This is a genomic window from Azonexus hydrophilus (genome assembly GCF_001956855.1).
In the GTDB taxonomy this organism is placed as follows: domain Bacteria; phylum Pseudomonadota; class Gammaproteobacteria; order Burkholderiales; family Rhodocyclaceae; genus Azonexus; species Azonexus hydrophilus_A.
Window position 1 is genome coordinate 334,567 of record NZ_MTHD01000005.1, and the last position, 23,533, is coordinate 358,099.

A 23,533-nucleotide genomic window follows, 5' to 3' on the forward strand; every position below is an offset into this window, starting at 1 on the left:
ACGAAAATTCCCCGATGCCTCACAGAAAACTGAACGTCGCTGCGCAGGGCATGCTCGACGCCTACAAGAACCTGCTCGACGCCCGCGGTTACATTGCCGATGCGGCGCAATTGACGGCCGCCAGCGCCCTGCAGTCGCTATATACGAATCTGCTGTCGTTCAAGGTCGACCGCAGCAGCACCTTCAAGCGCCTGCTGTCGCCGCCGAAGCCGCCGAAAGGTGTGTATTTCTGGGGTGGCGTTGGACGCGGCAAGAGCTTCCTGATGGACTGCTTCTACGATTCGGTGCCGTACCGGCGCAAGAAGCGCCTGCACTTTCACTCGTTCATGCAGCAGATCCACCGCGATCTGGAGAAATACAAGGGCGAGCCGGACCCGATGCTGAAGCTCGCTGCCGACATCGCCAAGGACGTGCGCCTGCTCTGTTTTGACGAGTTCCACGTGTCCGACATCGCCGACGCGATGATTCTCGGGCGCCTGATGGACGGCCTGTTTAGCAGCGGCGTCATCGTCGTCATGACCTCCAACTACCCGCCGGACATGCTCTATCCGAACGGCCTGCATCGCGAGAGTTTCCTGCCGACCATCGCGCTGCTGAAGAAGCACCTCGACGTGTTCGAGGTCGAGGCCGGCATCGATTACCGCTTGCGCGCGCTGGAGCAGGTCGAGATCTATCACCATCCGGCCGACGCGGCCGCCGAGAAGAAGATGCTCGATTATTTCCGCATGGTCGCCGGTGAAGAAGGAAAGAAGGGCGGGCATATCGAAGTGCTCGGCCGGGAGATTCCGACGGTGCGCCGTGGCCATGGCGTCATCTGGTTCGATTTTAGGACGCTGTGCGGTGGTCCACGTTCGCAGAACGATTACCTGGAAATCTCGCGCGGCTATCACACGGTGCTGCTCTCGCACATTCCGAAAATGACGCAGCACCAGGCGTCCGAGGCCCGGCGCTTCACCTGGCTGGTCGATGTCTTCTATGACAACAAGGTCAAGCTGATCGCCACCGCCGATTGTGCCGCCGACGATCTGTACACCGAAGGTACCCAGGCCAGTGAATTCAAGCGTACAGTAAGTCGTCTGACCGAGATGAACTCGCGCGAATACCTGGCCTTGCCGCACATCGTCGCCCCCTGAGGAGCCCATTCATGAAAACTGCGCTGAAAACCCTGTTGACCGCAATATTCGCGTTCTGGATCGGCCTGGCGACAGCGCAGCAACTGGAAGTCATTGAACTGAAGAGCCGGACCGTGGACGAAGTGCTGCCGGTGCTGCTGCCGCTGGTCGAGCCGGGCGGCACGCTGACCGGCATGAACAACCAGCTGTTCCTGCGTGCTTCGCCGCGCAATCGCGAGGACATCAAGCGGGCGCTGGCGGCCGTCGACAAGCCGGCGCGGCGGCTGATCATTCACGTTGCCCATGACCGCCAGCAGCAGGCCGAAAATCGTGGCGCCAACGCCGTCGGCCAGGTCATCTTCGGCGGCAAGCCGCAGGCCAACGTCGAGGCACGTGTCTGGGATACCCGCAGCCAGCGCGGCGAGAATGCAGCGCAGCGTGTGCAGACCGTCGAAGGCGGTCGTGCCTTCATCCAGGTCGGCCGTTCGCTGCCGGTGCCGATGCGTCAGATCGCCGTCGGGCCGGGTGGCGCCATCGTCAATGACAGCATTGTCTATCGCGATATCGGCAGCGGTTTCTACGCCAGTCCGCGGGTCAGCGGCGAGCGGGTGACGCTGGAAATCTCGCAGCAGGCCGAACAACTGGAGGGCCGTCGCAACGGCGCGATTGCCTCGCAGCAACTGGCGACCACGGTCAACGGCCGGCTGGGCGAATGGATCGAGCTTGGCGGCACCGGCCAGCAGGCGACCACGCGTCAGGGCGGTTCGTACAGCGTCGGCACCGGGCAGATGCGCGATGCACGCTCGATCTGGTTGATGGTTGAGGAAATTGACTGATTCTTGCGGTCGACCGCAATAAAACAGAAAAAACGGGGGAGATGATGGGCAGGAAAAGCTCGGGAGCGCTTTTGCCGGCGTTCGTTCTTGCCATCGCGGCGGCTGCGCCGGCGAGTGCGCAAACGGTGGATGCGGCAGCGCTCAGCCTTGAGGATCTGCTCGAAGTCACGGTCACCGGGGCAGCCAAGTACGCGCAGAAGCAGAGCCAGGTGGCGGCGGCAGCCAGTGTGATCACCCGCGACGAGATCAAGGCTTTCGGCTGGCGCACGCTCGACGAGGCGCTGTCCAGTCTGCCTGGCATCCATGCCTCGTACGATCGCCAGTACGGCAGCATCGGCACCCGTGGCATCGGCCTGCCCGGCGATTACCTGACGCGCGTGCTGGTCGCGGTCAACGGCAACCGCATCAACGATGCCTTGTACGACGGCGGGAGCATCGGCCGGGATTTTCCGGTCGACATCGACTTGGTCGAACGGATCGAATTCATCGGCGGGCCCGGCGGTGCGGTCTATGGGCAGAATGCGATGTTCGGCGTGGTCAACATCATTACCCGCGACGGTGCCAGCCTCGATGGCGGCGAAGCCGCGGTGGCCTGGAAGAATCGCGGCAACCAGCGGGAGGCGCGGATCAGCTGGGGACGCCGCCTGGAGAACGGCGTCGACGCCATGTTTTCGGTTTCCGGCCTGCGTGCCGACGGCCAGACGCTGAACATGGCTTACCCCGGTGCCGGTCCTGGCGGCAGCGATGTTGCCGGGCGCGTTGCCGGTCAGGACAGTGAGCGTGACCGCGAGTTCTTCGCCCGCGTCGCCCGTGGCGCATGGTCGGCCGAGGTCGCCAGTGGCAAGCGGCGCAAGGATGATCCGACGGCTTCGTTCTTCGCCGATGCGCTGGCCGATGGCCAGTACCAGCGCGATGCCTACAGCGTGATGCAGTTGCAGTACCGGCAAAGCTACCTCAACGACCAGCTGGAAGTCCTGGCCCGCGTTTTTTACGGTCGACAGCGTTACGACGGCATTTTTCATTACAGCGGCGTGCCCAACCTGGCCAAGGGGGAAAGCGACTGGCATGGCGGCGAACTGCGCCTGCTGCATACTGGTATTGCCGGGCACAAGCTGTTGTTCGGTGCCGAGTGGCAGCGCAACAGCCGCATCATGCAGAGCAACGACGACCCGACCACCGTCGGCATCGACACGCTGATCCGTGGCGACGGCCGGCGTCAAGGCGTCTATTTCCAGGATGAATGGCAATTTGCCGATGCCTGGACCTCGATCATCGGCATGCGCGCCGACCACAGTGATGTCGGCGGCTCCCAGCTCAGTCCGCGGCTCGGCCTGATCTGGCAGGCAGCGCCGGCAACCACGCTGAAGATGCTGTACGGCCGCGCCCACCGCGAACCCAATGCCTACGAGCGCGACTACGACGATACCGTCTCGCAGCTTGCCAATCCCGGCCTGGACAGCGAGACCGTCGATACCTACGAACTGATCGCCGACCATCGCCTGGGCAACGGCACCAGCCTGCGCGCCTCGCTTTATCGCTGGCGCCTGAAGGACATCATCACGCTGAACACCGATGCCGTCAGCGGCCTGACGCAATACCGCTCGGGCGAGCGCATCGACGCCCGGGGCGTCGAGCTGTCAGCCGCACGCCACTGGCCATCGGGCGTCCGCCTGCGCGGCAGCGTGTCGTTTCAGGATGTTGCCTACCCGGGCGGCAGGGAACTGGAAAACTCCCCACGCTGGCTGGGCCGGCTCAACCTGATCTATCCGCTGCCCTGGCACGGCCTGCGCCTCGGTTACGAATACCGCTTCGAAGGTCGGCGGCGTACGCTGGCTGGCGCAAACCTCGATGCCTACAGCCTTTCTCACCTGAACCTAAGTGCCGAGGGCTGGATTCGCGGTGTCGACCTGTCGCTCGGCGTGCGCAACCTGTTCGACCGGCGCTACCGCCATCCCGGTGCCGACAGCAACTGGCAGGATAGCTTCACCCAGGACGGGCGGGCCGTGCTGCTGAAAATGGATTACCGCTTCTGATGTCGCGCCTGCGCCTTCTGCTCCTCGCCTTGTGCGCGTCGCTGCTGGCCACGCCGGTGGCTGGCCAGGGTTTTACCGAGTATCAGCTGAAGGCCGGTGTGCTGTACAACTTCATTGCCTTCACCACCTGGCCGGAAGCGGCTCCTCCTGTGCTCAATGTCTGTATTTATGGTCCCGATCCCTTTGGTCGTGAAATCGATGCGCTGCAGGGCCGCAAGATCGGCAGCGGCAGCCTGGCAATCCGGCGCGCCAGCAGCGTCGATGCGCTGGCAGCCTGCCACGTCGTCTTCATCGGCCAGGCCGCCATCGGCAACCTGCCGCGCGTGCTAGAACACCTGGGTAACCGGCCGGTGCTGACGGTGGCCGATGCGCCCGGCGGTAGTGCGCGCGGCATCGTCCTGAACATGGAAATGGCGGATGGGCGGCTCGGCTTCCGGGCGAATCTGGCCGAGGCACGCAATCGTGGTCTCGGTCTCAGTTCCAAGCTGTTGCGGCTGGCCAGCGAGGTGGTCCAGTGAATCATGACAGCAGTCATACGATCACGCTTGGCCAACGACTGGCCGGCATCAACCGGCGCATTCTTGCGGGTGCGCTGGGCATCTTTGCGCTGATCGTCGTCGCCAGCAGCCTTATCCTCGGTGTCTCAGCGCTGCTGCACGCCCATCGCGGGCAGGCCGCGATCCTCGCCGAGAATCTCAGTGCCAGCCTGGCTTTCCGCAATGAGGCAGATGCCACGGCCTTGCTGCGTTCGCTCGAGCATGCGCCGGAAGTTCTCGCCACAGTGGTGTATGACGAGGCCGGGATGCCCTTCGCGCAATACCTGACTGCGGCTCAGGCGTTGCCGGCGAAGCTTCCCGCGGTCGGCGAGGGCATCGATTATTTTGCCGGCCATGTCGAACTGGTCCAGCCGATTCATCATCAGGGGCAAGCGCTCGGCAGCCTTTATCTGCGTGCCAGCCTTGGGGCGCTGTACTGGCAAATGCTGGTGCAACTGGCGGTCATTTTTTCCGCGGCCTTGCTGGCGCTGCTGCTCGGCCAGCATCTTTCCCGCCGCTTGAGCCGCAGCGCCTTGCGGCCGCTGGCTGAGCTGACGATGCTGATGGAGCAGGTCTCGCACTACGGTGATTTCAGTCTGCGCGCCAGCCCCAGCCGCATCCACGAACTCGACACGCTGGCCAGGGGCCTGAACGCGATGCTCGACGAGATCCGCAGCCGTGACCAGAGCCTGCGCGAACATCGCGATTCGTTGCAGGTGCTGCTCAAGGAGCGGACCGCAGCCATGGAACAGGCGCGGATTGCCAGCAGTGCCAAGACCCGGTTCCTGGCCAACATGAGCCACGAGATCCGGACGCCGCTCAACGCGGTGATCGGTCTGACCGGCTTGTTGCAGCGGACGTCGCTTGACCCGCGACAGCGCGACCGCCTGCGCAAGATCGAGGCGGCCGGCCAGCATCTGCTGACGGTGATCAACGACATCCTCGACCTGTCGAAAATCGAAGCTGGCCGGATGCAGCTGGAGGAAACCGATTTCTCGCTCGACGACGTGCTGGCACAGGTGCAGACGCTGGTCGCCGAAGCTGCTGCCAGGAAGGATCTGACGGTCGCCGTCGATCGTGGCGAGGTACCGCGCTGCCTGCGTGGCGACCCGACCCGGCTGCGCCAGGGACTGCTCAATTTTGCCGGCAACGCAGTCAAATTCACCGAGCGCGGCGGCATTGTCATCCGCACCTCGCTCGAACGTGCCGAAGGCGATGTCCTGCGTGTGCGGTTTTCGGTCGAGGATACCGGGATCGGCATTCCCGTCGATCGCCAGTCGAAGTTGTTCGAAGCCTTCGAGCAGGGCGATGCCTCGACCACCCGCAGATATGGCGGCACCGGCCTCGGTCTGACCATCACCCGGCGGCTGGCCGAGTTGATGGGCGGCGATATCGGCGTCATCAGCGAACCCGGCAAGGGCAGCGTGTTCTGGTTCTCGGCGGTGTTGCACACGGGCGACCCGGCGGCGCTGGTACGACCCGGCAGCAATGCGCTCGCCGACAGCGGCAAGCTGCTGCAGCATTGCGCGGGTGCTCGCCTGCTGCTCGCCGAGGACAACGAAATCAACCGCGAGGTTGCGCTCGACATGCTCGAAGCCGTCGGCCTGAAAACCGATGTTGCGGTCAACGGGCGCCAAGCGGTGGAAATGTTCCGCACCGGCGATTACCAGCTGGTCCTGATGGACATGCAGATGCCGGAAATGGATGGTGTCGAGGCGACCCGTGCGATTCGCAGCCTGCCTGCCGGGACTACCGTGCCGATCGTCGCGATGACCGCCAACGCTTTTGACGAGGACCGGAAACACTGCTTCGAAGCCGGCATGAACGCATTCATCGCCAAGCCGGTGGCACCGGAAATGCTCTATGCGGTGCTCGAACAATGGCTGCCTGCCAGTGACGAGTTACCGGTCATCGTCGAGGAAGCCGTCCCGTTGGCCGCAGAAGTCGACGAGACGCTGGCAGAGCGCTTGCGGACGATTGCCGATCTCGATCTTGCCAAGGGCTTGCTGGTCGCCCGGGAAAAAGCCGATTTCCTGGCGCATCTGCTGATTTCCTTCGCCCGCGTGCATGGCGAAGATGCGGCGGCAATCCGGCGCCTGCTGGCCGAGGGCAACCTGGTTGCGCTGGAGCGTCTGGCGCATGCGCTGAAAGGCTCGTTGGCGACCATCGGTGTCGTCTCGGTCAGCGCACTGGCCGCCGATCTGCAACTGGCGGCGCGTGCCGGCGATGCCGCGGCCTGCGTGGTGCCGGCCGAGCGCTGCGCCGACGGCCTGGGCAACTTCATTTCCGGGGTCCACGCCGCGCTCGATGACTGGGACAACGCCAGTACCTGATCCCGGAAAAGACAAACCCGGCACGAAGCCGGGTTTGTCGTTCTTGCGCTGTGCCTGATCAGGCGGCGTTGAGCGCCTGATCCAGATCGGCGATCAGGTCGTCGATATGCTCGATGCCGACCGACAGGCGGATCATGTCTTCGGAGACGCCGGCCTTGGCCAGTTCTTCCGGCGACAGCTGGCGGTGCGTCGTCGACGCCGGGTGGCAGGCGAGCGTCTTGCAGTCGCCGATGTTGACCAGGCGGGTGACCAGCTTCAGTGCATCCTGGAACTTGCCGCCGCCTTCGCGACCACCCTTGACCCCGAAGTTGAGGATGCCGGAAGCGCGGCCGCCCATGTACTTCTGTACCAGCGCGTGGTCCTTGTGCTCGGGCAGGCCGGCGTAGTTGACCCAGCTGCATTTCGGATGGTTCTGCAGGAACTGGGCGATCTTCAGCGAGTTCTCGCAGATCCGGTCCATGCGCAGCGCCAGCGTTTCAATGCCTTGCAGGATCAGGAAGGCGTTGAATGGGCTGATTGCGGCACCCATGTTGCGCAGCGGTACGACGCGGGCGCGGCCGATGTAGGCAGCGGCGCCGAGCGCTTCGGTATAGACGACGCCGTGGTAGGAGACGTCCGGCTCGTTGAGGCGCTTGAACTTCTGCTTGTGTTCGGCCCACGGGAACTTGCCGCTATCGACGATGATGCCGCCGATGGAATTGCCGTGGCCGCCGAGATACTTGGTCAGCGCATGGACGACAATGTCGGCACCGTGTTCGAACGGGCGGCACAGGTAGGGCGAGGGCACGGTGTTGTCGACGATGACCGGCACGCCGTGCTTGTGGGCGACTTCGGCGAGCTTTTCGAAATCGGTGACATTGCCCAGCGGATTGCCGACCGACTCGCAGAAAACGGCTTTGGTCTTGGCGTCGATCAGCTTCTCGAAGGCTTCCGGATCGCGGTAATCGGCGAAACGGACTTCGATGCCGTACTGCGGCAGCGTGTGCGCGAACAGGTTGTAGGTGCCGCCGTACAGCGTGGACGACGTGACGATGTTGTCGCCGGCTTCGGCGATCGTCTGGATCGACGCGGTGATCGCTGCCATGCCCGAGGCCATGGCCAGCGCGGCGATGCCGCCTTCCATTTCAGCAACGCGCTTTTCCAGCACGTCCTGGGTCGGATTCATGATCCGCGTATAGATGTTGCCGGCGACCTTGAGGTCGAACAGGTCGGCGCCGTGCTGGGTGCTGTCGAAGGCGTAGGACGTCGTCTGGTAAATCGGCACGGCAACCGCCTTGGTCGTCGGGTCCGGGCTGTAGCCGCCGTGTACGGCGATGGTTTCGATCTTCATGCGCGTGTCTCTCTTGGTTTTGTGGTGAAAGGAAAAAGTCTACAGGAGCCTGGCCAGATTAACCATGGCTGGTGGATTGCGCCAATAACATCGGCAGCTAAGCTTATTCACGTGCGGTCGTCGAAAGTATCGTCTTCTTGCGGTCGACCGTGCGTTTTGAGCAAAAACCGGCCAGGATCGACGGCGTCAACGAGGTCGCTTTCCAGCGGCAGCGGTTCGCCTTCGAGGCGGCTGAGCAGCAGGTCGGCCATCAGTGCTGACCAGACGATGCCGCGCGCGCCGAAGCCCTGTACGCACCACAGGCCGGGCAGGCGGGGCAGGGCCGGCAGGCGCGCATTGGCCGGTGCGCTGGCCGGGTCGGGCATGGGGCCGACGATGGGCAGGCGGTCGGGCGACATCGGGCGAAAGCCGGTGCGGCCAGTCAGCGTCGCTGGATCGATGGGGCCGGCGTAGCCGGGCAGGCACAGATTCAGCCGGGCAAGGTTTTCGCGGTGGTCGTCGATGCGTACTGACGGATCGGGGTCGGCGTATTGCAAGGTGGCGCCGGTCAGGCTCAGGCCGTCGATGGCCGGCATCGCGTAGCCGTGGCGGCAGACGACGTGCGCCAGCGCTTGCGTGGCCCCGGCCGGCAGGTGGCTGACCTGGCCTCTGGCGCTCTTTTGCGGCAGCCAGGCGAACTGGGCGAAGTCGGTGGCAGCGGCGCCGCTGGCCATGATGACGATGGGCGCCGCGCCGATTTCCTCGCCGTCGGCATTGAGCAGACGCCAGCCGGTTTCTGTCTGTTCCAGCTGGTCTACCGCAACATTGAAGCGCCGGACGATGCGTTCCGGCCAGGCGGCGAGGGCGGCCCGGCAGACCGACACGGGATTGACCCAGCCGCCGCCGGGAAACCACCAGCCGCCGGTTTCCACCGGCAGGCCGAGCATGCGGCCGGCACTTTCGCGGTCGACGAACTGCATCAGTTCAGGCGGCATCTGCAGACGTTCGATGGTCCGTTGCTGGGTCGCCTCATGCAGTGCTTCGCGGCCGAGATGGAGCACGCCGCAGCCCGACCAGCGGGCGTCCGGCAGGCTTTGCAGCAATGCGCGCGTGGCCAGGTAGCCGGCGCGGGTCAGCCGCGACAGGCGGCTGTCGTCGGCGCTCGGTAGCGGCCGCAGCACCCCGGCGAGATTGCACGAGGCGCCGGTGGCTGGCGTGGCGGCACGTTCGATGATCTCGACCTGCCAGCCGGCACCGGCCAGCGCGCTGGCGGCGGTAGCACCGGCAACGCCGGCGCCGATGACGATGGCCCGGCGTTCGGCCGGTGGCTGGTGGCGGTCGGGCCGGCGCGAGCGCAGGCGGCCGGTCAGCATCTGCCGCTTGTTGCCGAAACCGGGACGTTTCGTCGTCTCGAATTCGGCGGCTTCGAGCGCTCTGCGCAGATGCCCGGCGACCGTCCAGGTAGCCAGCGTCGCGCCCGGTGCGGCCAGGCGCGACAGCGAGCGGCACAGCGCCGGCGTCCATAGTTCGGGATTTTTCGCCGGCGAGAAACCGTCGAGGAAAAAGGCATCGACCGAGGCGTTGACCGCACGCAATTGCGTTGCCGCGTCACCGAACACCAGCGTCAGGATAACCCGGCGGTCGTCGAGGAAAAGGCGATGCACGCCCGGCGACAGCACCGGCCAGGCCGCCTGCAGTTGCCCGGCAATCTCGGCGAATTCCGGCCAGGCGCGCTGGGCGATGGCCAAGTCGGCGGCGGAGAACGGGTGTTTCTCGACCGAGACGAAATGCAGCCGCCGGCAGCGTTGCGGGTCGTCGCGCCAGGCCTGCCAGGTGGTGAGGAAGTTGAGACCCAGCCCGAAGCCGGTTTCGAGGATGACGAAACGGTCCTTGCCCTGCCAGCGCCCGGGCAGGTCGTTGCCGCCGAGGAAGACGTGGCGCGTCTGCGCCGGGCCGCCGTGGGCCGAATGGTAGAGGTCGTCGTAGTCGCTGGCGTAGGGCGTCCGGCCGTCGTCGGCGAGTTCCAGGCGGGCGGGGCGCAGTACTTCCACTAGTGGAGCAGGCCGGGTTTCTTGTCGTCGGCCGGCATTGCCGGCGTTTCGGCAGCGGCGGTCGGCGCGTAGTCGAGCGCCAGCGCCCAGCCGGCCTGTTCGGCCGACTTGCGCAGCATCGCGCACAGCGCCTGCATCAGTTCGCCGTTGAGGTTGAGCGTGAAGCTACGCTCGCGACCCTCACGGAAGATCAGCCGGGCGACGCCATCGCCGGCGGCAGTCAGCGTTGCCTCGCTGGCGAGCAGTGGCGTTGCACCGAGCGGAAACAGCGGGTTGTCTTCCTTGAACGGCTGCTCGAAGCTCGACGACGGCGCCGCTGCAGCCGGCTTCTCGGCCGGCGCCTGCGGCCGCGCCGCGAGATGCCCGGAGAGCATGGTGACCAGATGCGGCCACAGTTCGCGCAGGTAGCGCCGGGTGATCCACACCCGGAACTCCTCGTTGGCCTGCGTCGCCACGCGCAGTGTCAGCCGATCCTGGACCGCGTCGCTCGCTACCTGGATCTGCCGGATCTGCATTATTCCGGACGCATTGAAGGAAAGAGAATCACGTCACGGATGGCGGGGGAGTCGGTCAGCAGCATGATCAGGCGATCAATGCCGATGCCGCAACCACCGGTCGGCGGCAGGCCGTATTCCAGCGCGCGGATGAAGTCGGCGTCGTAATACATCGCCTCTTCGTCGCCGGCGTCCTTGGCTTTCATCTGTTCCTGGAAGCGGGCCGCCTGGTCTTCGGCGTCGTTCAGCTCGGAGAAGCCGTTGGCGATTTCGCGACCGACGATGAACAGCTCGAAGCGTTCGGTGATTTCCGGGTTGGCGTCCGATGCACGGGCCAGCGGCGAGACTTCGACCGGGTAGTCGATGATGAAGGTCGGCTCCCAGCACTGGGCTTCGGCGCAGGCTTCGAAAAGTTGCAGTTGCAGGCTGCCGAGACCGCCCGGCTTGACCTTCTCGCCGAAGGCGACGATCTTGGTCTTGAGGAATTCGGCGTCGGCCAGTTGCGCGTCGGAGAAGTCCGGCTGCTCGCGCTGGATCGCCTGGGTGATGGTCAGGCGGTGGAAGGGCTTGGACAGGTCGAGTTCGCGGCCCTGGTACTGGAACACTTCCTTGCCCAGCGCCTCGCGCGCGGCGTGGCGGATCAGGCCTTCGGTGAAGTCCATCAGCGTGTGGTAGTTCGCATACGCCTCATAGAATTCCATCATCGTGAATTCGGGATTGTGCCGCGGGCTCAAACCTTCGTTGCGGAAGTTGCGGTTAACTTCGAAGACCTTCTCGAAGCCGCCGACGACCAGGCGCTTCAGGTACAGCTCCGGCGCGATGCGCAGGAACTGCTGCATGTCGAGCGCGTTGTGGTGGGTGATGAAGGGTTTGGCCGCCGCGCCGCCGGGGATCGGATGCATCATCGGCGTTTCGACTTCCATGAAGCCGTGGCCGCACATGTAGTTGCGGATCGACTGGACGATGGCCGAACGGGCGCGGAAGGTGAAACGCGTTTCCTCGTTCATGATCAGGTCGACGTAACGCTGGCGGTACTTCATTTCCTGATCGGCCAGGCCGTGGAACTTGTCCGGCAGCGGGCGCAGCGACTTGGTCAGCAGGCGGATTTCGGCAGCCTGGATCGACAGCTCGCCGGTCTTGGTCTTCATCAGCGTGCCAACGACACCGAGAATGTCGCCGAGGTCCCAGCCCTTGAAGGCGGTGTAGCTTTCCTCGCCGACCTTGTCGCGGGCGACGTAGATCTGGATGCGACCGGAGACGTCCTGCAGCGTGGCGAACGAAGCCTTGCCCATGACCCGCTTCAGCATCATGCGGCCGCCGACCTTGACCTCGACCGGCAGGCCTTCGAGTTCTTCCGCCGATTTCTCGCCGTAACCCTCGTGCAGTTTCTGCGCCGTGTTCTCGCGCTGGAAATCGTTCGGGAAGGCGGCACCGCTCTTGCGCCACTCGGCCAGTTTGGCGCGACGCTCGGCAATGAGCTGGTTTTCGTCTTGTTGGACCGGGGTTTGCTGTTCGGCGTTGGACATGAAAATCCTTGGGTATGGGATGGCTGCGGGCGACCCGCCTGAGACCCCGGATTTTCGCCGATTTAGGCCGTTCGGGACAAGTCTGTCGCGTGCTTTCTCGAATGTACCAGCCGTTTGCCCTGAATGAAGTTCCGCGTGGATCGTCTGGTTATTCCAAAGCAATATGATATTGGGCTAATATCGCGTCTTTGCGGCGCATCGTGTGCCGTCTCTTTGTCTTCAAGGCAGTAAATTCATGAGCGATCTCCTCGACCTGATCGGCGGCGCAGCGGGCTGGCGGCAGAGCGACCGTCTGCTGACGCTGACTACGCCGGCCGGTGCCGACGCGCAGCTGGCCGAAACTGCAAGCATTGAAGAAGCGCTCGGTCCGGTTGCCGAACACGCCGGATTCCGCATCGCGCTGACGGTACTTGCTGCCAATGCTCACCAGTCGCTGACCAGCTTGCTCGGCCAGCCGGCCAGGCTCGAACTGCAGACGGCACTGTCGCGTACCGAACACCGGCCCTTTCACGGCCACATCAGTCGGGTTGAAAGGCTCGGCGCCAACGGCGGCTTTGCCCGTTACCGGCTGATCATCGAACCCTGGCTCGCTTTTCTTGGTTACAACATCGACAACTACCTGTTCCAGGATAAAAGCGTCATCGAGATTGTCGACGAGCTGTTCGGTGACTGGCACGAGCGCGGCAAGCTGGTACCGGCCTGGCGCTGGGATCTGGCTGATGCTTCGGTTTATCCCAAGCGTGGCATGACGGTGCAGTACCAGGAGAGCGATCTGGCTTTCCTCAAACGCCTGCTGGCCGAAGAAGGGCTGTTCTGCTGGTTCGAGCATGAGATGACGGAAGGCGAAACCCTGGGCCGGCACACGCTGGTCATCGCCGACCACAACGGCGCCTTCACCGACAACGCCCAGCCGCGTTTTCGCTATACCCAGTCGGGCGCAACCCTGGCGGAGGACAGCCTGGACCGCTGGCAGGCGCGCGAGCGTATCGATAGCGCCGAGAGCCAAAGCAGCAGCTGGGATTACCGCAGTCTGGCCAGTCGACCGCAGCATGCCGTCACCGCCCAGGCCGCCGGGGCGATGCCCGCCGCTGCTGCCTGGCACGATCCCGGTCAATACGCCTGGCAAAGCCTCGCCCACGGCGAGCGCATGCTCGGCAACCAGCGCCAGGCGCTCGATGCCCGGCTGGCACGCCAGTTGGCCGAAGGCACCATCCGCAGCGCCATGCCCGGCAGTTACTTCGTCCTCGCAGATCATCCAGAGGGCAACAACCGCTACCTGATCACGGCGGTAACACATCACGCCCGCAACAACCTTGCCGAGCGGGTGCCACAGCTGACCGAACTGCTTGGTCCGGCACCGCAGACAGGCAATGTTGCGGTCAACCTCGCCAAACCGGCAGATTTGTACCGCAACCGCATCGAAACGCTTGTCGCCGAGCGCCCCTGGCGCCCGCTGATCGCTGACGCCCATGGCCGTCACCTCCACCCGCGACCGACCGCGCGCGGCACGCTCACCGCCATTGTCGTCGGCCCGGGTGACCCCACCCATACCGACCGGGACCTGCGCGTGCGCGTGCAGTTTCCCTGGCAGCGCGGCGGCAAGGCCGGCGCCCGGCAGGCGCACCCGACCGGCGCTGACAACGCCCCGGCCAGCGATGCACTGGGCGTCTGGCTGCGCGTCATGACCCCGGTCGCCGGTGCCAACTGGGGCGGCCACCTGACGCCGCGTCCCGGTCAGGAAGTCGTCATCGGTTTCCAGAGTGGCAACATCGACCGGCCGGTGATCGTCGGCGCTGTTTACAACGGTCGGGGACAAACCGATGCCCAGGGCAATGCAATTGCCGGCAGCACCATGGCAGGCAGCGCCAACGCCCCAACTTTCTTTGCCGGCGAAGCGGCCGAACCCCACACCCACGGCGCCAGCCTCTCCGGGCTCAAGAGCCAGCAACTGGCCAATACCCGCGACGGGCAGGGCGGCTACAACCAGCTCGTCTTCGACGACACCCCGGGGCAACCGCGCATCGAGCTAGCCACCACTGAATACCAGAGCCGCCTGCAACTCGGACACCTGCGCGAACAGAACGACAATGCCCGGCTCAAGCATCGCGGCCATGGCGGCGATCTCGCCACCCGTGCCAGCACCGCGCTGCGCGCCGGCAGCGGCCTGTTGCTCAGCGCCGACGCCAGAAACAACGCCAGCAGCAGCCACCTCGACAGCCGCGAACCCATCGCCCGCACAGAAAACGCCCTCAGTCTCGCGCACAGCCTGGCCGAACTGGCCGGCAAACAGAACGCCGCCCTCAAGGGCGACCCGGCCGCCGACCAGTTACCTGCGGTCGACGCCCTCAAACACGCGATTTCCGTACTCGAAACCACCACCGCCCGTGGCCCGATCCAGGGCGGCGACGGCCTGATCAAGAGCATCCGCGGTGGCGACGGCACCGTCCCCGCCTGGTCCGAACCCCGGCTGCAATACTCGGCCCCGGCTGGTATCGCCCAATTGACCCCGAACAACCACTTCCTGTTCGCCGGCAAGAACCTCGCCATCGCCGCCGGCCACGACACCAACCTGATCGCCCAGGGCAACCACAGCCTCGCCGTCAAGGACGGCATCGCCATCTTCACCCACGGCAAAGCCAAAAACAGCCAAAAGCCCAACACCGAAACCGGCACCCACCTCCACGCCGCCAGCGGCCGAGTCAGCCTGCAAAGCCAGAGCGGCAAAACCATGGCCGCCGCCGACAGGAAAGTCACCTTCGCCAGCACCCACGCCAGCCTCAGCGTCGGCGCCCCGAAACACGTCCTGCTGACTTCCAAGGGGGCCTACATCAAGCTTGAGGGCGGCAACATCGAAGTGCATGCGCCGGGGAAAGTGCTGTTCAAGGCGAGCAAGAAAAACTGGACGGGGCCGGCAAGCGCATCGCTCGCCGGACTCAGCTTTCCGAAGGCTCGAGATTTGTACGACGAGCAATTCAGGGTCACTGACAAGAACACGGGGGAGCCGATGGCATTCTTCAAATACAGGATTGAAAACGACCAAGGAAAGATTCTGACCCGCGGCTATACGGACAAAGACGGTTTCGCCATGCGCATCCATTCAGCCAAACCTGAAAACATCCGGATTATCCCGGACGAGGAGTGAGCATGTCCGACACTGAAGTACTCGAAAAAGCAAAGCTCAACCCCAACGGTCCGACCGTGGTCGATGCAAAAGCCAGCTACGACAGTAACCTCGTGTTGTTTCGACCGGAAACCAACGAGATCGTCGTCGTGCCGCAGAAAGACGCCAAAGCCTTTCTCGAAGAAGCCAATCAGATGGAAATGCTGTGCCGCAATCTGGTCACGGCGAGAGAGAAAGTTCTCGGGCTGGAAGAGAACATCGCCGAGGAAACAGCAAAGCGATCACCTTCTTCAAGCCGTCTGGATCAGCTCAAGCGTGACCTTGGCAAGGCACAACAAACATATGACAAGGCCTACGAGGAAGTCAAAAAGGAGCTTGGCGCTACCGGCTATCTTGCTGGATCGGGGAATGGCAAGGAGCTTCTGGAGTTGATTCCGCTGGTAACCCACAAGAGTGGTTCCCGTACCAAGGACTGGGCAAGGAAGTGGACCTACGTTCGCTCCGACAAGATGAAGAATCACTGGCGAGCCTATCCGATGAGCGGAGCGGATAAAAGCCAGGACGCCTCGTTCGTAAAGAATGGCAAGGTCGATTCTCCAACGCTGAAGCAGCAGATGAGCAGCATTGCACCAAAACTCAAGGCGGATTGGGGAATTAGCGATGCAGGCTTCTTCAGTCCGGGGCTGCAAGCCTGGGTGGAGACGATGAACCGTACCGCCTCGGAAAACAAGCCGTTCCAGGTTGGCTGGAAAGTCCATTTGCTGCGCTACTTCGTCGGTTGCGGCGCGGCGCTGGAATGGCAGCCGAAATCCGGAAAAGTGGCTGGCAAGCTCAATGGCAAGGGCGAAATCATGCTCGCCTATGGGGAATTGAGCTCAGAAGGTTTCCTGCCCGATGCCGAGGGCTGGGCCTGGTCACTACAAGGCGTCAAGACCGGCAAGGAATACCTGATCGGCTGCATGCGTTTCCAGGGGGGCATCAAGCTGACGGCGGCGGCAGGTGCCAGCGTTGCGGCGGAATTGAGTCTGGAGGTGGATTATTCCGGAGTGCTGCCCAAGGCCAAGGGGAGCAGGCGCCCGAAGGGCGAGACGGTCGGCCAGCGGAAAGTCTCCCTTGATAACTTCGGTGCCGGCGCGAGTGCCGGGGCGGAAGCTTTTGCCGGCGTCAAGGCCGGTTGCGAACTGCTTGGTGGGCTGCAATTCAGGAACCCGGAAAAGGGCGACAAGTTCGAGTACATGGCCAGCGTTGGTCCCAAGTTCGACGCCCAGGCAGGTGCAGGTGTCGCGGCGCATCTGCTGGTTGACTTCAAAGGCGGGAAATTCCGCGTTCGCGCAAAGGCAGGCCTGTGCCTGGGATTCGGCGCCAAGGGAGAAATCAGCCTGGAAGTCGACACCAAAAAAATCTATAGCTTCCTGGAGTGGCTGTTCCATGCCTTGCTCAATGCCAATTTTGAAATGCTGCAGGTAGTAAGCGAAGATGCGTTTGAGGCCGCAACCCAGCTCCAGGTCATGTTGGTCAACGGTATTCAGGATGCCTATAAAGATGTCGTTGGCAAATGGATCAGTTTTCAGGATCAACTCGAACGCGAAGAGCGCCGCATCGCGCTGATGAAACGCGTCCTGCAGAATCCACCGGAGTTGCGCATCTGCACGCCCGAGGCGCACGGCATCCTGCTCCATGAACTGACGCGGCACGGCGGGCTGACCAAGGCTTTGCCCAGCAACACCGGCTGGAATTTCGACGTGCTGGGCGAGCGCAAGCAGGCCGTGCTGCAAGTGTGCAAATGGGCGCAAAGCCGGCGGCATTTCGAGAATATCGTCCAGCACATCTCGGCTACCGGCAGCAAGGGCGGATTTCAGGGCAACTATGACGGCTTGTTGCGTTTCATGGAGATCGGTCCGCTGGACAGCGATTACGACGACAAACTGCGGGCGCTGTATGCCGGCTTGCCGGGCGAGCCGGCGCGTGGGTACAAGGTTGCCATGAACGGTAGCCGGTCATTCGACCTCAATCACGGTTTCGGCGAGTCGCCGACCTATCTGGCGATGCTGCGCAATGCCGGTGACGGCCCGGTCATTGCCTGAGACGGAAGGTGATCAATTTCCAGAGGAGGGAAGCTGATCCTGATTGACGACGCAGCGGAAGCTTTCCCATATGAAAGGAAATGGCGGATCGTCATCGCCTATCTTGTATGAGGCAGGATTCTTGTGATACCTATCTAAATGCGGGAAGCCGAATGACCAGCCATCCCCAGGCGACTTTCCGCGCAAGACCTTCTCTGTGCCGGCCGCCGGCCCCCGGGGATTATGGCTGTCGCCGTTAGCGTAGGCATCCGGTGCATACCAGTCATTAACCCAGTCGAAGCCGTTGCCGACCAGATCGTACAGGCCGGCCTGCGACGGAGCGAACAGGCCGACCGGGTAGAGGGCGCCGCGTAGGCCGATCAATTCCTTTTTCTTCTTGAACGACGGATGCGTCCGGTTTTCTTCCAGCTTGCCGGTCGGCGTCGGGTAGTAGTGGTGGGCGTTGTTCTGCCCATTGCTCGCGGCATATTCCCACTGCGCTTCGGTCGGCAGATCAAAGGGCAGTCCGCTGATTTTGCCGAGCCAGCGGCAGTAATCCTTGGCCTGCTGCCATTTGACGCCGGCGGGGATATTCCCCGAGGTGCGGGCTTTGGCCCAGATGCGGTGGTAGCTCTCGTCGCCTTCGGGCGGATGCGGCGATAGGGCATTGGCGGCGACATAGACGTCGAAATCTTCATAGGTCACCTTGTAGGCCTGCATCTGGAAGCCGTCGATGCTCACCCAGCGCGGAGGCTTGTTGTCGGTTTCCGGGGTTAGCGGTAAGTGTTCGTCTTCGGGCCGCAGGTCCGGGCCAGGGTGCGGGAATTTGTCGAATTTCCCCTCCCCATCGCTAGGCATTAACTGGCCGTAATCGCCCAGCCAGAAACTGCCGCCCTTGATGGTGACCAACTGCTTGAGTGTCTTGTCGATCAGGCTTTTGACTCTGGCTTGGGTTTTTGGCGCATCAGCCAATGTCTGGCGCTCGGCTTCGGCATTACATCCACCAATCATCAAAAAAACACTGGTTACGATCCACGGTTTGAGGAGGGCATTCAGTTTGGGCTGTTGCATCAGATTTCCTATTGCCGGCTTTTGTATACCATTGGTATTTTAGCTTGCCCGGTTGCGATAACGAGAGAAATTTCTGATTCACTCGATAGCGCTAGCCCCGTGCATTTTCGCTGGTGTTGAATTTGTTTGGGTGCCAACCAACCACCGCTGGCAGATACGCAACTGTTGATGAAATAATCCCGCCCCATGGAAATCCTCATCGACATCATTCTCAAGGCCGGCCGCTCTGCGGTCGAGCTTTCCCTTTTCGTGCTGCTGCCGGTGATGGTAGTCATGCTGTCGCTGATGCGCCTGCTTGAAGCGCGTGGCGTGCTTGATCGCGTTGTCGCCGTTGTCGCACCGGTGCTGCGTCCGGTCGGGCTGACCGGGCTGGGTGTGTTTGCGGCGCTGCAGATCAATTTCGTCAGTTTCGCCGCGCCGATGGCGACGCTGGCGATGATGGAGCAGCGCGGCGCTTCCGACCGCCACATTGCGGCGACGCTGGCGATGGTCTTTGCCATGTCGCAGGCCAACGCCGCACTGCCGATGATGACCATGGGCCTCGACCTGTTGCTGACGCTGGGCTGGTCGCTGATCGGCGGGCTGACCGCAGCGGCGGCGACCTATTACCTGTTCGGTCGTTCGCTGTCGGCGGCCGAGGCGCAACTCGACGAAAGCCTGAAACATCCGGTGGCGGAGAACGCCAAGGGCGTGCTCGACGTGATCAACCGGGCCGGCGCCGAGGCGTTCAAGCTGGCGGTCGGGGCGATTCCGATGCTGGTGCTGTCGCTGGTCGTCGTCACCGCCTTGCGGGTTTTTGGCGCGATCGACGCGTTGACCGCAATCCTGGCGCCGCTGCTCGATGCGCTGTCGATCGACAAGGCGCTGATCCTGCCGACGCTGACCAAGTACCTGGCCGGCGGCACGGCGATGATGGGGGTCATGGACGAGATGCGTCGGGCCGGGCAGATCAGTGTCGAACTGCTCAACGCCAGTGCCGGTTTCCTGATTTCACCCTTCGACCTGCCGGGTGTTGCCGTGCTGATTTCCGCCGGTCCGCGCATTGCCGCCGTGTGGAAGCCGGCGGCGCTCGGTGCCTGCATCGGCATCGCCGTGCGCACCGTCGGCCATATTCTCGGCGCCTGAGCCGGCTTCAGACTGAGTAGAAAACCGCCAGCCAGACGGTTGGCGCATCCGGCTGCGTCCAGTCGACGCGGTGGCGGCGGTGCGGGGCGATGTCGAGATGATCGCCAGCCTTGAGGTGGCGGGCTTCGGTTTCGTCGGCAAAGCGCAATTTCGCTTCGCCCTGCAGCACGACCACCCATTCACCGTCGGCCTGGTCGTACCAGAAACCTGGCGGGCTGGCCTGGCCGGTGGATACGATGCGTTCGATCTTCAGGCCAGGGCGCTGCAAAATTGCCCGGAATTGCTCGTCGACCGCAACAGCCGACGGCAATCCGGCAAACAGGTTGTCGCTCACACGCCCTGTTTCAGGCTGGCCTGGATGAAGTCATCGAGGTCGCCGTCGAGTACGGCCTGGGTGTTGCCGGTCTCGAAGTTGGTGCGCAGGTCCTTGATCCGGCTCTGGTCGAGCACGTAGGAGCGGATCTGGTGGCCCCAGCCGATATCCGACTTGGCATCTTCCAGCTTCTGCTGTTCGGCCTGCTGCTTGCGCAGTTCGAACTCGTAGATGCGGGCGCGCAGCATTTGCCAGGCTTCGTCGCGGTTGCGGTGCTGCGAGCGGTCGTTCTGGCACTGCACGACAATGCCGGTCGGGACGTGCGTCAGACGCACCGCCGAGTCGGTCTTGTTGATGTGCTGACCGCCGGCGCCGGAGGCGCGGTAGGTGTCGGTACGGACGTCGGCCGGGTTGATCGCGATCTCGATCGAGTCATCGACTTCCGGGAAGACGAACACCGACGTGAAGCTGGTGTGGCGCCGCGCATTCGAGTCGAACGGCGATTTGCGGACCAGGCGGTGGATGCCGGTTTCGGTACGCAGCGTGCCGTAGGCATGGTCGCCGGTGAACTTGACGGTGGCGCTCTTGATGCCGGCCACGTCGCCTTCTGACTCTTCCATGACCTCGACGGTGAAACCCTTCTTCTCGCCGAATTTCAGATACATGCGCAGCAGCATCGACGCCCAGTCCTGGGCTTCGGTACCGCCGGCGCCGGCCTGGATTTCCAGGAAGCAGGGCATCGGGTCGGACGGGTTGTTGAACATCCGGCGGAATTCGAGCGTGCCGACCTTTTTCTCGATATCGGCATTGTCGGCCTCGACCGACAGCAGCGTATCGTCATCGCCTTCTTCCTTGCCCATGGCAAAGAGTTCGCGGCCGTCCTTGATCGCGCCGTCCACGTCTTCGAGGACGAGCACGATGTCTTCCAGTGCCTTCTTTTCCCGGCCCAGTTCCTGGGCGCGTTTCGGATCGTCCCAGATCTTGGGATCTTCCATCTCCTGGTTGAGGAGGGTCAGGCGTTCGCGCTTGTGATCGTAGTCAAAGATACCTCCGAAGCTCGTCGGCGCGCTGCGCCAGATCGTCGAGCTTGTTGGAGATGCTGTTGAGCTGTTCTGCTTCCATGAGACAAATTCCAGTGCATTGCAAAGGCGCAATTATAGCTGCCGGGCGCCCGGATGCCGACTGGATTGTGCGCCGGCAGGGATGGCACCACTCGAGTGCATGGCATGGCAGCAGCCTTGCGGTCTACGCCCCGATTTTGGGATTTTTGCTGTATCAGTGAATCATGTTTTTATTTATGTTGTTGATTTCAATGATGATGATTTTGGCGTGACGGATGGCAAGGCTTTTGCATATTGCACTGCACAACAGTCAATCAATGACGAGGGCCCCATGACAGAGAGTGATGTACTTGTTTCGCGACCTTTGCTGGTCAATCTGCGCAGTCCGCAGCTTGCCTGCTGGCTGCTGGCGGTGACCGCCGGCACCGCCATCGCGCTCGGCTTTGCCGGCGGCTGGCCGGGTTATCTGGGCTGGCTGGGTGGCGGACTGCTGCTGGTTTCGGCGTGGCTGTCGCTGCGTCTCGTGCACGGGCTGGAACAGGGCCTGGCGCAGATTGACCGCTTTGCGCAGGCGCTGGCGGGCGGCAAGCTGGTGGCGCGTCTCGATGGACGGGACTGCGGCGTACTGGCACCGCTGGCCGAACGCCTGAACGGCATGGCCCGCTCGCTGGCCGGGCTGTTCCTGGTCTTTGCCCGGATGTCGCAGGAGATTTCCAGTGTCGCCAGCGAGAGCAAGCAGAACGCCAGCGGTGGTGATGCCGGCGTGCGCCGGCAGCGCGACATCACCTGTTCGTCAGCAGCGACGCTGGAGCAATTGACGGTCAGCCTGGGGATTACCAGCGACAGCGCGCAGGGCGCCGCCGGCGTCGCCGAGACGTCACGGCAGATGGCGCTGGCCGGTGCCGGCCGGGTCAGCAGCCTGTCCGAGAGCCTGACCGGACTGGCGGCGACGGTGGCCCGCACGGCGGCCGGTGCGGCGCGTCTGGACGAGCGATCGCGCGAGATCGATACCATCGTCGGCTTGATTGCCGACATTGCCGCGCAGACCAACCTGCTGGCACTCAATGCCGCCATCGAGGCGGCGCGCGCCGGCGAGCAGGGGCGCGGCTTTGCTGTGGTCGCCGACGAGGTGCGCAAGCTGGCCGAACGGACCAGCGTTGCCACCCGCGATATCGGCGAGCGTATCGAAGGCGTCAGGCACGAGGTCGACGGGATGATCGCCGCGATGGCGCAGACCCGCGAGGAAGCGGCGCTCAGCCTCGCCGATGCCGGCCAGGCGGTTGGCGAATTGCGCCTGGTCGAGGAAAACGCCCAGCGCACGCTGGAACTGATCCGCGACATTGCCGACGCCAGCCGCGAGCAGAGCGAGGCCGGGCAGAACATCGCCCGCGATATCGAACAGGTGGCGCAACTGGCCGATGCCAACGAGCACCTGGTCAGCGAGAACAGCGAGTTGTCGCGTTACCTGAGCGAACTGGCCGGGCAACTGAACGGCACCCTGAACCAATACCAATATGAGTGAGGCAGCCATGGACTGGATCATTTATTCAATACTGGGCGCTGCAGTGCTGATCGCCGTGGTGCTGCTGGTGCAGCAGCAGCGGTCGCAGCGGCTGGATGCCGGCCGGTCGCTGGAAATCAATCTGGCGGCCTGCCGGACCTTGCTGGCGCTGACGGCGCACTTCCAGCAGCATCGCGGCATGAGCTCGGCCTGGCTGGCCGGCGACAAGGGTTTTGGCAGCAAGCTGGAGAGCAAGGCACGGGAAATCGAAACCCTGTTCCAGGCGCTGCGCCCGGTCGCCGTCAGTGAATGCAGCAAGCCGCATCCCTGCCTGACGGCCAATGATCTGGCGCTGTTCCGGCATCGCTGGGGCGGTTTGCGCGATCGCCTGGGGCTGTTGTCGGTCGAACAGAGCATTGCCGAACACAGCCAGTTGATCGAACAGTTGCTGCGCTGGCTGGCGGCGCTTGGCGAAGCGCGCATCGAGCCGCTGCTTGCCGCTCGCGGCGAACGCGCGCTAGTGCGCAATTACGCCACCCGCCTGCCGGCGCTGACCGAGTGCCTGGGCCAGGCCCGCGCCGTCGGCCTGAGCGTGGCGACGCGCCGCGCCTGTTCGCCGGTGGCCAGGGTTCGCCTGATGTTCCTGATCGCCCGCGCCGAGGCCATCCTCAAGCAGGCCGGCGAAGGCGGGGCAGCGAACGGTCAGGCCGAGCGTGCCGTGCAGCACATGGCGCAGCTGGTGCGCAACCGGATGCTGGGCGCTTCCGGGGTGGCGGTCGGTGCCCAGGAGTATTTCGACGATGCCACGCGTGCGGTCGACGCCGTTTTTGCCTGGATTTCCGATAATGGCAGGCAGTTGGCCGGGGTTGGTATCGGTGGTTCGACGGGGGCTGCGGTCGGGTATGCACTTTCCTGAAAGTCATGCACTGCCGTGGTGCATTGATCTGCGGAAAAACGCGTTTTTTTGCGGTCGACCGTAAAAAAATGTAAAAACTGGCAGGTTTCAAGCAGGCAAGATTTTTGCTCTGAATCAAAAGTACTGACTCAA

17 protein-coding genes are annotated in these 23,533 nt (G+C 63.5%); 10 read left to right on the top strand and 7 right to left on the bottom strand.

The genetic code is table 11. The features are described 5' to 3' along the window. Positions 1-14 precede the first annotated feature (14 nt). From zapE to BJN45_RS15090, 5 genes are all read left to right on the top strand, one after another. Positions 15-1,133: a cell division protein ZapE gene (zapE, locus tag BJN45_RS15070; protein WP_076096658.1), complete on the top strand. Its 1,119-nt coding sequence runs from the start codon at positions 15-17 to the stop codon at positions 1,131-1,133. Positions 1,134-1,144: 11 nt separating this feature from the next. After that, entirely contained in the window at positions 1,145-1,948 is an 804-nt protein-coding gene (locus tag BJN45_RS15075) for a secretin N-terminal domain-containing protein (RefSeq protein WP_076096660.1), read from the top strand. Between the two features lie 71 nt (positions 1,949-2,019). Further along, a complete protein-coding gene (locus BJN45_RS15080; protein WP_205750605.1) occupies positions 2,020-3,981 on the top strand; it encodes a TonB-dependent receptor plug domain-containing protein in 1,962 nt (653 codons plus the stop codon). Further along, positions 3,981-4,499, top strand: coding sequence for a YfiR family protein (locus tag BJN45_RS15085; RefSeq protein ID WP_076096662.1), 519 nt, complete (start codon positions 3,981-3,983; stop codon positions 4,497-4,499). The genes BJN45_RS15080 and BJN45_RS15085 overlap by 1 nt, the downstream gene beginning before the upstream one ends. Continuing rightward, entirely contained in the window at positions 4,496-6,850 is a 2,355-nt protein-coding gene (locus BJN45_RS15090; protein ID WP_076096664.1) for an ATP-binding protein, read from the top strand. The genes BJN45_RS15085 and BJN45_RS15090 overlap by 4 nt, the downstream gene beginning before the upstream one ends. A gap of 58 nt (positions 6,851-6,908) precedes the next feature. On the opposite strand, the gene BJN45_RS15095 is transcribed toward BJN45_RS15090, so the two are convergent. From BJN45_RS15095 to lysS, 4 genes are all read right to left on the bottom strand, one after another. Then, a complete protein-coding gene (locus BJN45_RS15095; RefSeq protein ID WP_076096665.1) occupies positions 6,909-8,180 on the bottom strand; it encodes an O-acetylhomoserine aminocarboxypropyltransferase/cysteine synthase family protein in 1,272 nt (423 codons plus the stop codon). A 107-nt stretch (positions 8,181-8,287) separates the two neighbouring features. Continuing rightward, entirely contained in the window at positions 8,288-10,210 is a 1,923-nt protein-coding gene (gene mnmC / locus BJN45_RS15100) for a bifunctional tRNA (5-methylaminomethyl-2-thiouridine)(34)-methyltransferase MnmD/FAD-dependent 5-carboxymethylaminomethyl-2-thiouridine(34) oxidoreductase MnmC (protein ID WP_076096668.1), read from the bottom strand. Further along, a complete protein-coding gene (locus BJN45_RS15105) occupies positions 10,210-10,725 on the bottom strand; it encodes a hypothetical protein (protein ID WP_076096670.1) in 516 nt (171 codons plus the stop codon). Before BJN45_RS15105 ends, mnmC begins: the two co-directional genes overlap by 1 nt. Beyond that, complete coding sequence (lysS, locus tag BJN45_RS15110; RefSeq protein WP_076096671.1) at positions 10,725-12,230, bottom strand: lysine--tRNA ligase; 1,506 nt, start codon at positions 12,228-12,230, stop codon at positions 10,725-10,727. The genes BJN45_RS15105 and lysS overlap by 1 nt, the downstream gene beginning before the upstream one ends. A gap of 235 nt (positions 12,231-12,465) precedes the next feature. On the opposite strand from lysS, the gene BJN45_RS15115 reads away from it, so the two are divergent. Together BJN45_RS15115 and BJN45_RS15120 are read left to right on the top strand one after the other, a co-directional pair. Further along, positions 12,466-15,372, top strand: coding sequence for a type VI secretion system Vgr family protein (locus tag BJN45_RS15115; protein WP_083651342.1), 2,907 nt, complete (start codon positions 12,466-12,468; stop codon positions 15,370-15,372). A gap of 2 nt (positions 15,373-15,374) precedes the next feature. Then, complete coding sequence (locus BJN45_RS15120; RefSeq protein ID WP_076096673.1) at positions 15,375-17,435, top strand: hypothetical protein; 2,061 nt, start codon at positions 15,375-15,377, stop codon at positions 17,433-17,435. A 12-nt stretch (positions 17,436-17,447) separates the two neighbouring features. On the opposite strand, the gene BJN45_RS15125 is transcribed toward BJN45_RS15120, so the two are convergent. Continuing rightward, on the bottom strand, positions 17,448-18,485 hold the full coding sequence (locus BJN45_RS15125) for a formylglycine-generating enzyme family protein (RefSeq protein WP_076096675.1): 1,038 nt from the start codon (positions 18,483-18,485) through the stop codon (positions 17,448-17,450). A gap of 186 nt (positions 18,486-18,671) precedes the next feature. On the opposite strand from BJN45_RS15125, the gene BJN45_RS15130 reads away from it, so the two are divergent. Next, positions 18,672-19,610 carry a nucleoside recognition domain-containing protein gene (locus BJN45_RS15130; protein WP_076096677.1) on the top strand — a complete coding sequence of 313 codons (939 nt, stop codon included), beginning with the start codon at positions 18,672-18,674 and terminating at the stop codon, positions 19,608-19,610. A 7-nt stretch (positions 19,611-19,617) separates the two neighbouring features. Here the strand turns inward: BJN45_RS15130 and BJN45_RS15135 are convergent, their stop codons facing one another. Together BJN45_RS15135 and prfB are read right to left on the bottom strand one after the other, a co-directional pair. Continuing rightward, positions 19,618-19,944: a cupin domain-containing protein gene (locus tag BJN45_RS15135; protein ID WP_076096679.1), complete on the bottom strand. Its 327-nt coding sequence runs from the start codon at positions 19,942-19,944 to the stop codon at positions 19,618-19,620. Next, positions 19,941-21,045, bottom strand: a protein-coding gene (gene prfB, locus BJN45_RS15140; RefSeq protein WP_139326367.1) for a peptide chain release factor 2 whose coding sequence is annotated in 2 segments (ribosomal slippage) — positions 19,941-20,963 and positions 20,965-21,045 — 1,104 coding nt in all. Because the reading frame shifts where the segments join, the coding sequence is not laid out codon by codon here. The genes BJN45_RS15135 and prfB overlap by 4 nt, the downstream gene beginning before the upstream one ends. Before the next feature lie 270 nt (positions 21,046-21,315). Between prfB and BJN45_RS17560 the strand changes: the two genes are divergently transcribed. Both BJN45_RS17560 and BJN45_RS15150 read left to right on the top strand, forming a co-directional pair. Next, the gene (locus BJN45_RS17560; protein WP_170873107.1) at positions 21,316-22,506 is read left to right on the top strand and encodes a methyl-accepting chemotaxis protein; all 1,191 of its coding nucleotides are present in this window, start codon (positions 21,316-21,318) and stop codon (positions 22,504-22,506) included. Positions 22,507-22,513: 7 nt separating this feature from the next. Further along, positions 22,514-23,401, top strand: coding sequence for a nitrate- and nitrite sensing domain-containing protein (locus BJN45_RS15150; RefSeq protein ID WP_170873108.1), 888 nt, complete (start codon positions 22,514-22,516; stop codon positions 23,399-23,401). The last annotated feature ends 132 nt before the right edge of the window (positions 23,402-23,533 follow it).

Bases quoted from the DNA above. Each gene is read 5' to 3' on its own strand.
- zapE (WP_076096658.1), top strand. From the start codon at position 15: ATGCCTCACAGAAAACTGAACGTCGCTGCGCAGGGCATGCTCGACGCC.
- BJN45_RS15075 (WP_076096660.1), top strand. From the start codon at position 1,145: ATGAAAACTGCGCTGAAAACCCTGTTGACCGCAATATTCGCGTTCTGG.
- BJN45_RS15085 (WP_076096662.1), top strand. From the start codon at position 3,981: ATGTCGCGCCTGCGCCTTCTGCTCCTCGCCTTGTGCGCGTCGCTGCTG.
- BJN45_RS15095 (WP_076096665.1), bottom strand. From the start codon at position 8,180: ATGAAGATCGAAACCATCGCCGTACACGGCGGCTACAGCCCGGACCCG.
- BJN45_RS15105 (WP_076096670.1), bottom strand. From the start codon at position 10,725: ATGCAGATCCGGCAGATCCAGGTAGCGAGCGACGCGGTCCAGGATCGG.
- lysS (WP_076096671.1), bottom strand. From the start codon at position 12,230: ATGTCCAACGCCGAACAGCAAACCCCGGTCCAACAAGACGAAAACCAG.
- BJN45_RS15115 (WP_083651342.1), top strand. From the start codon at position 12,466: ATGAGCGATCTCCTCGACCTGATCGGCGGCGCAGCGGGCTGGCGGCAG.
- BJN45_RS15120 (WP_076096673.1), top strand. From the start codon at position 15,375: ATGTCCGACACTGAAGTACTCGAAAAAGCAAAGCTCAACCCCAACGGT.
- BJN45_RS15125 (WP_076096675.1), bottom strand. From the start codon at position 18,485: ATGCAACAGCCCAAACTGAATGCCCTCCTCAAACCGTGGATCGTAACC.
- BJN45_RS15130 (WP_076096677.1), top strand. From the start codon at position 18,672: ATGGAAATCCTCATCGACATCATTCTCAAGGCCGGCCGCTCTGCGGTC.
- BJN45_RS17560 (WP_170873107.1), top strand. From the start codon at position 21,316: ATGACAGAGAGTGATGTACTTGTTTCGCGACCTTTGCTGGTCAATCTG.
- BJN45_RS15150 (WP_170873108.1), top strand. From the start codon at position 22,514: ATGGACTGGATCATTTATTCAATACTGGGCGCTGCAGTGCTGATCGCC.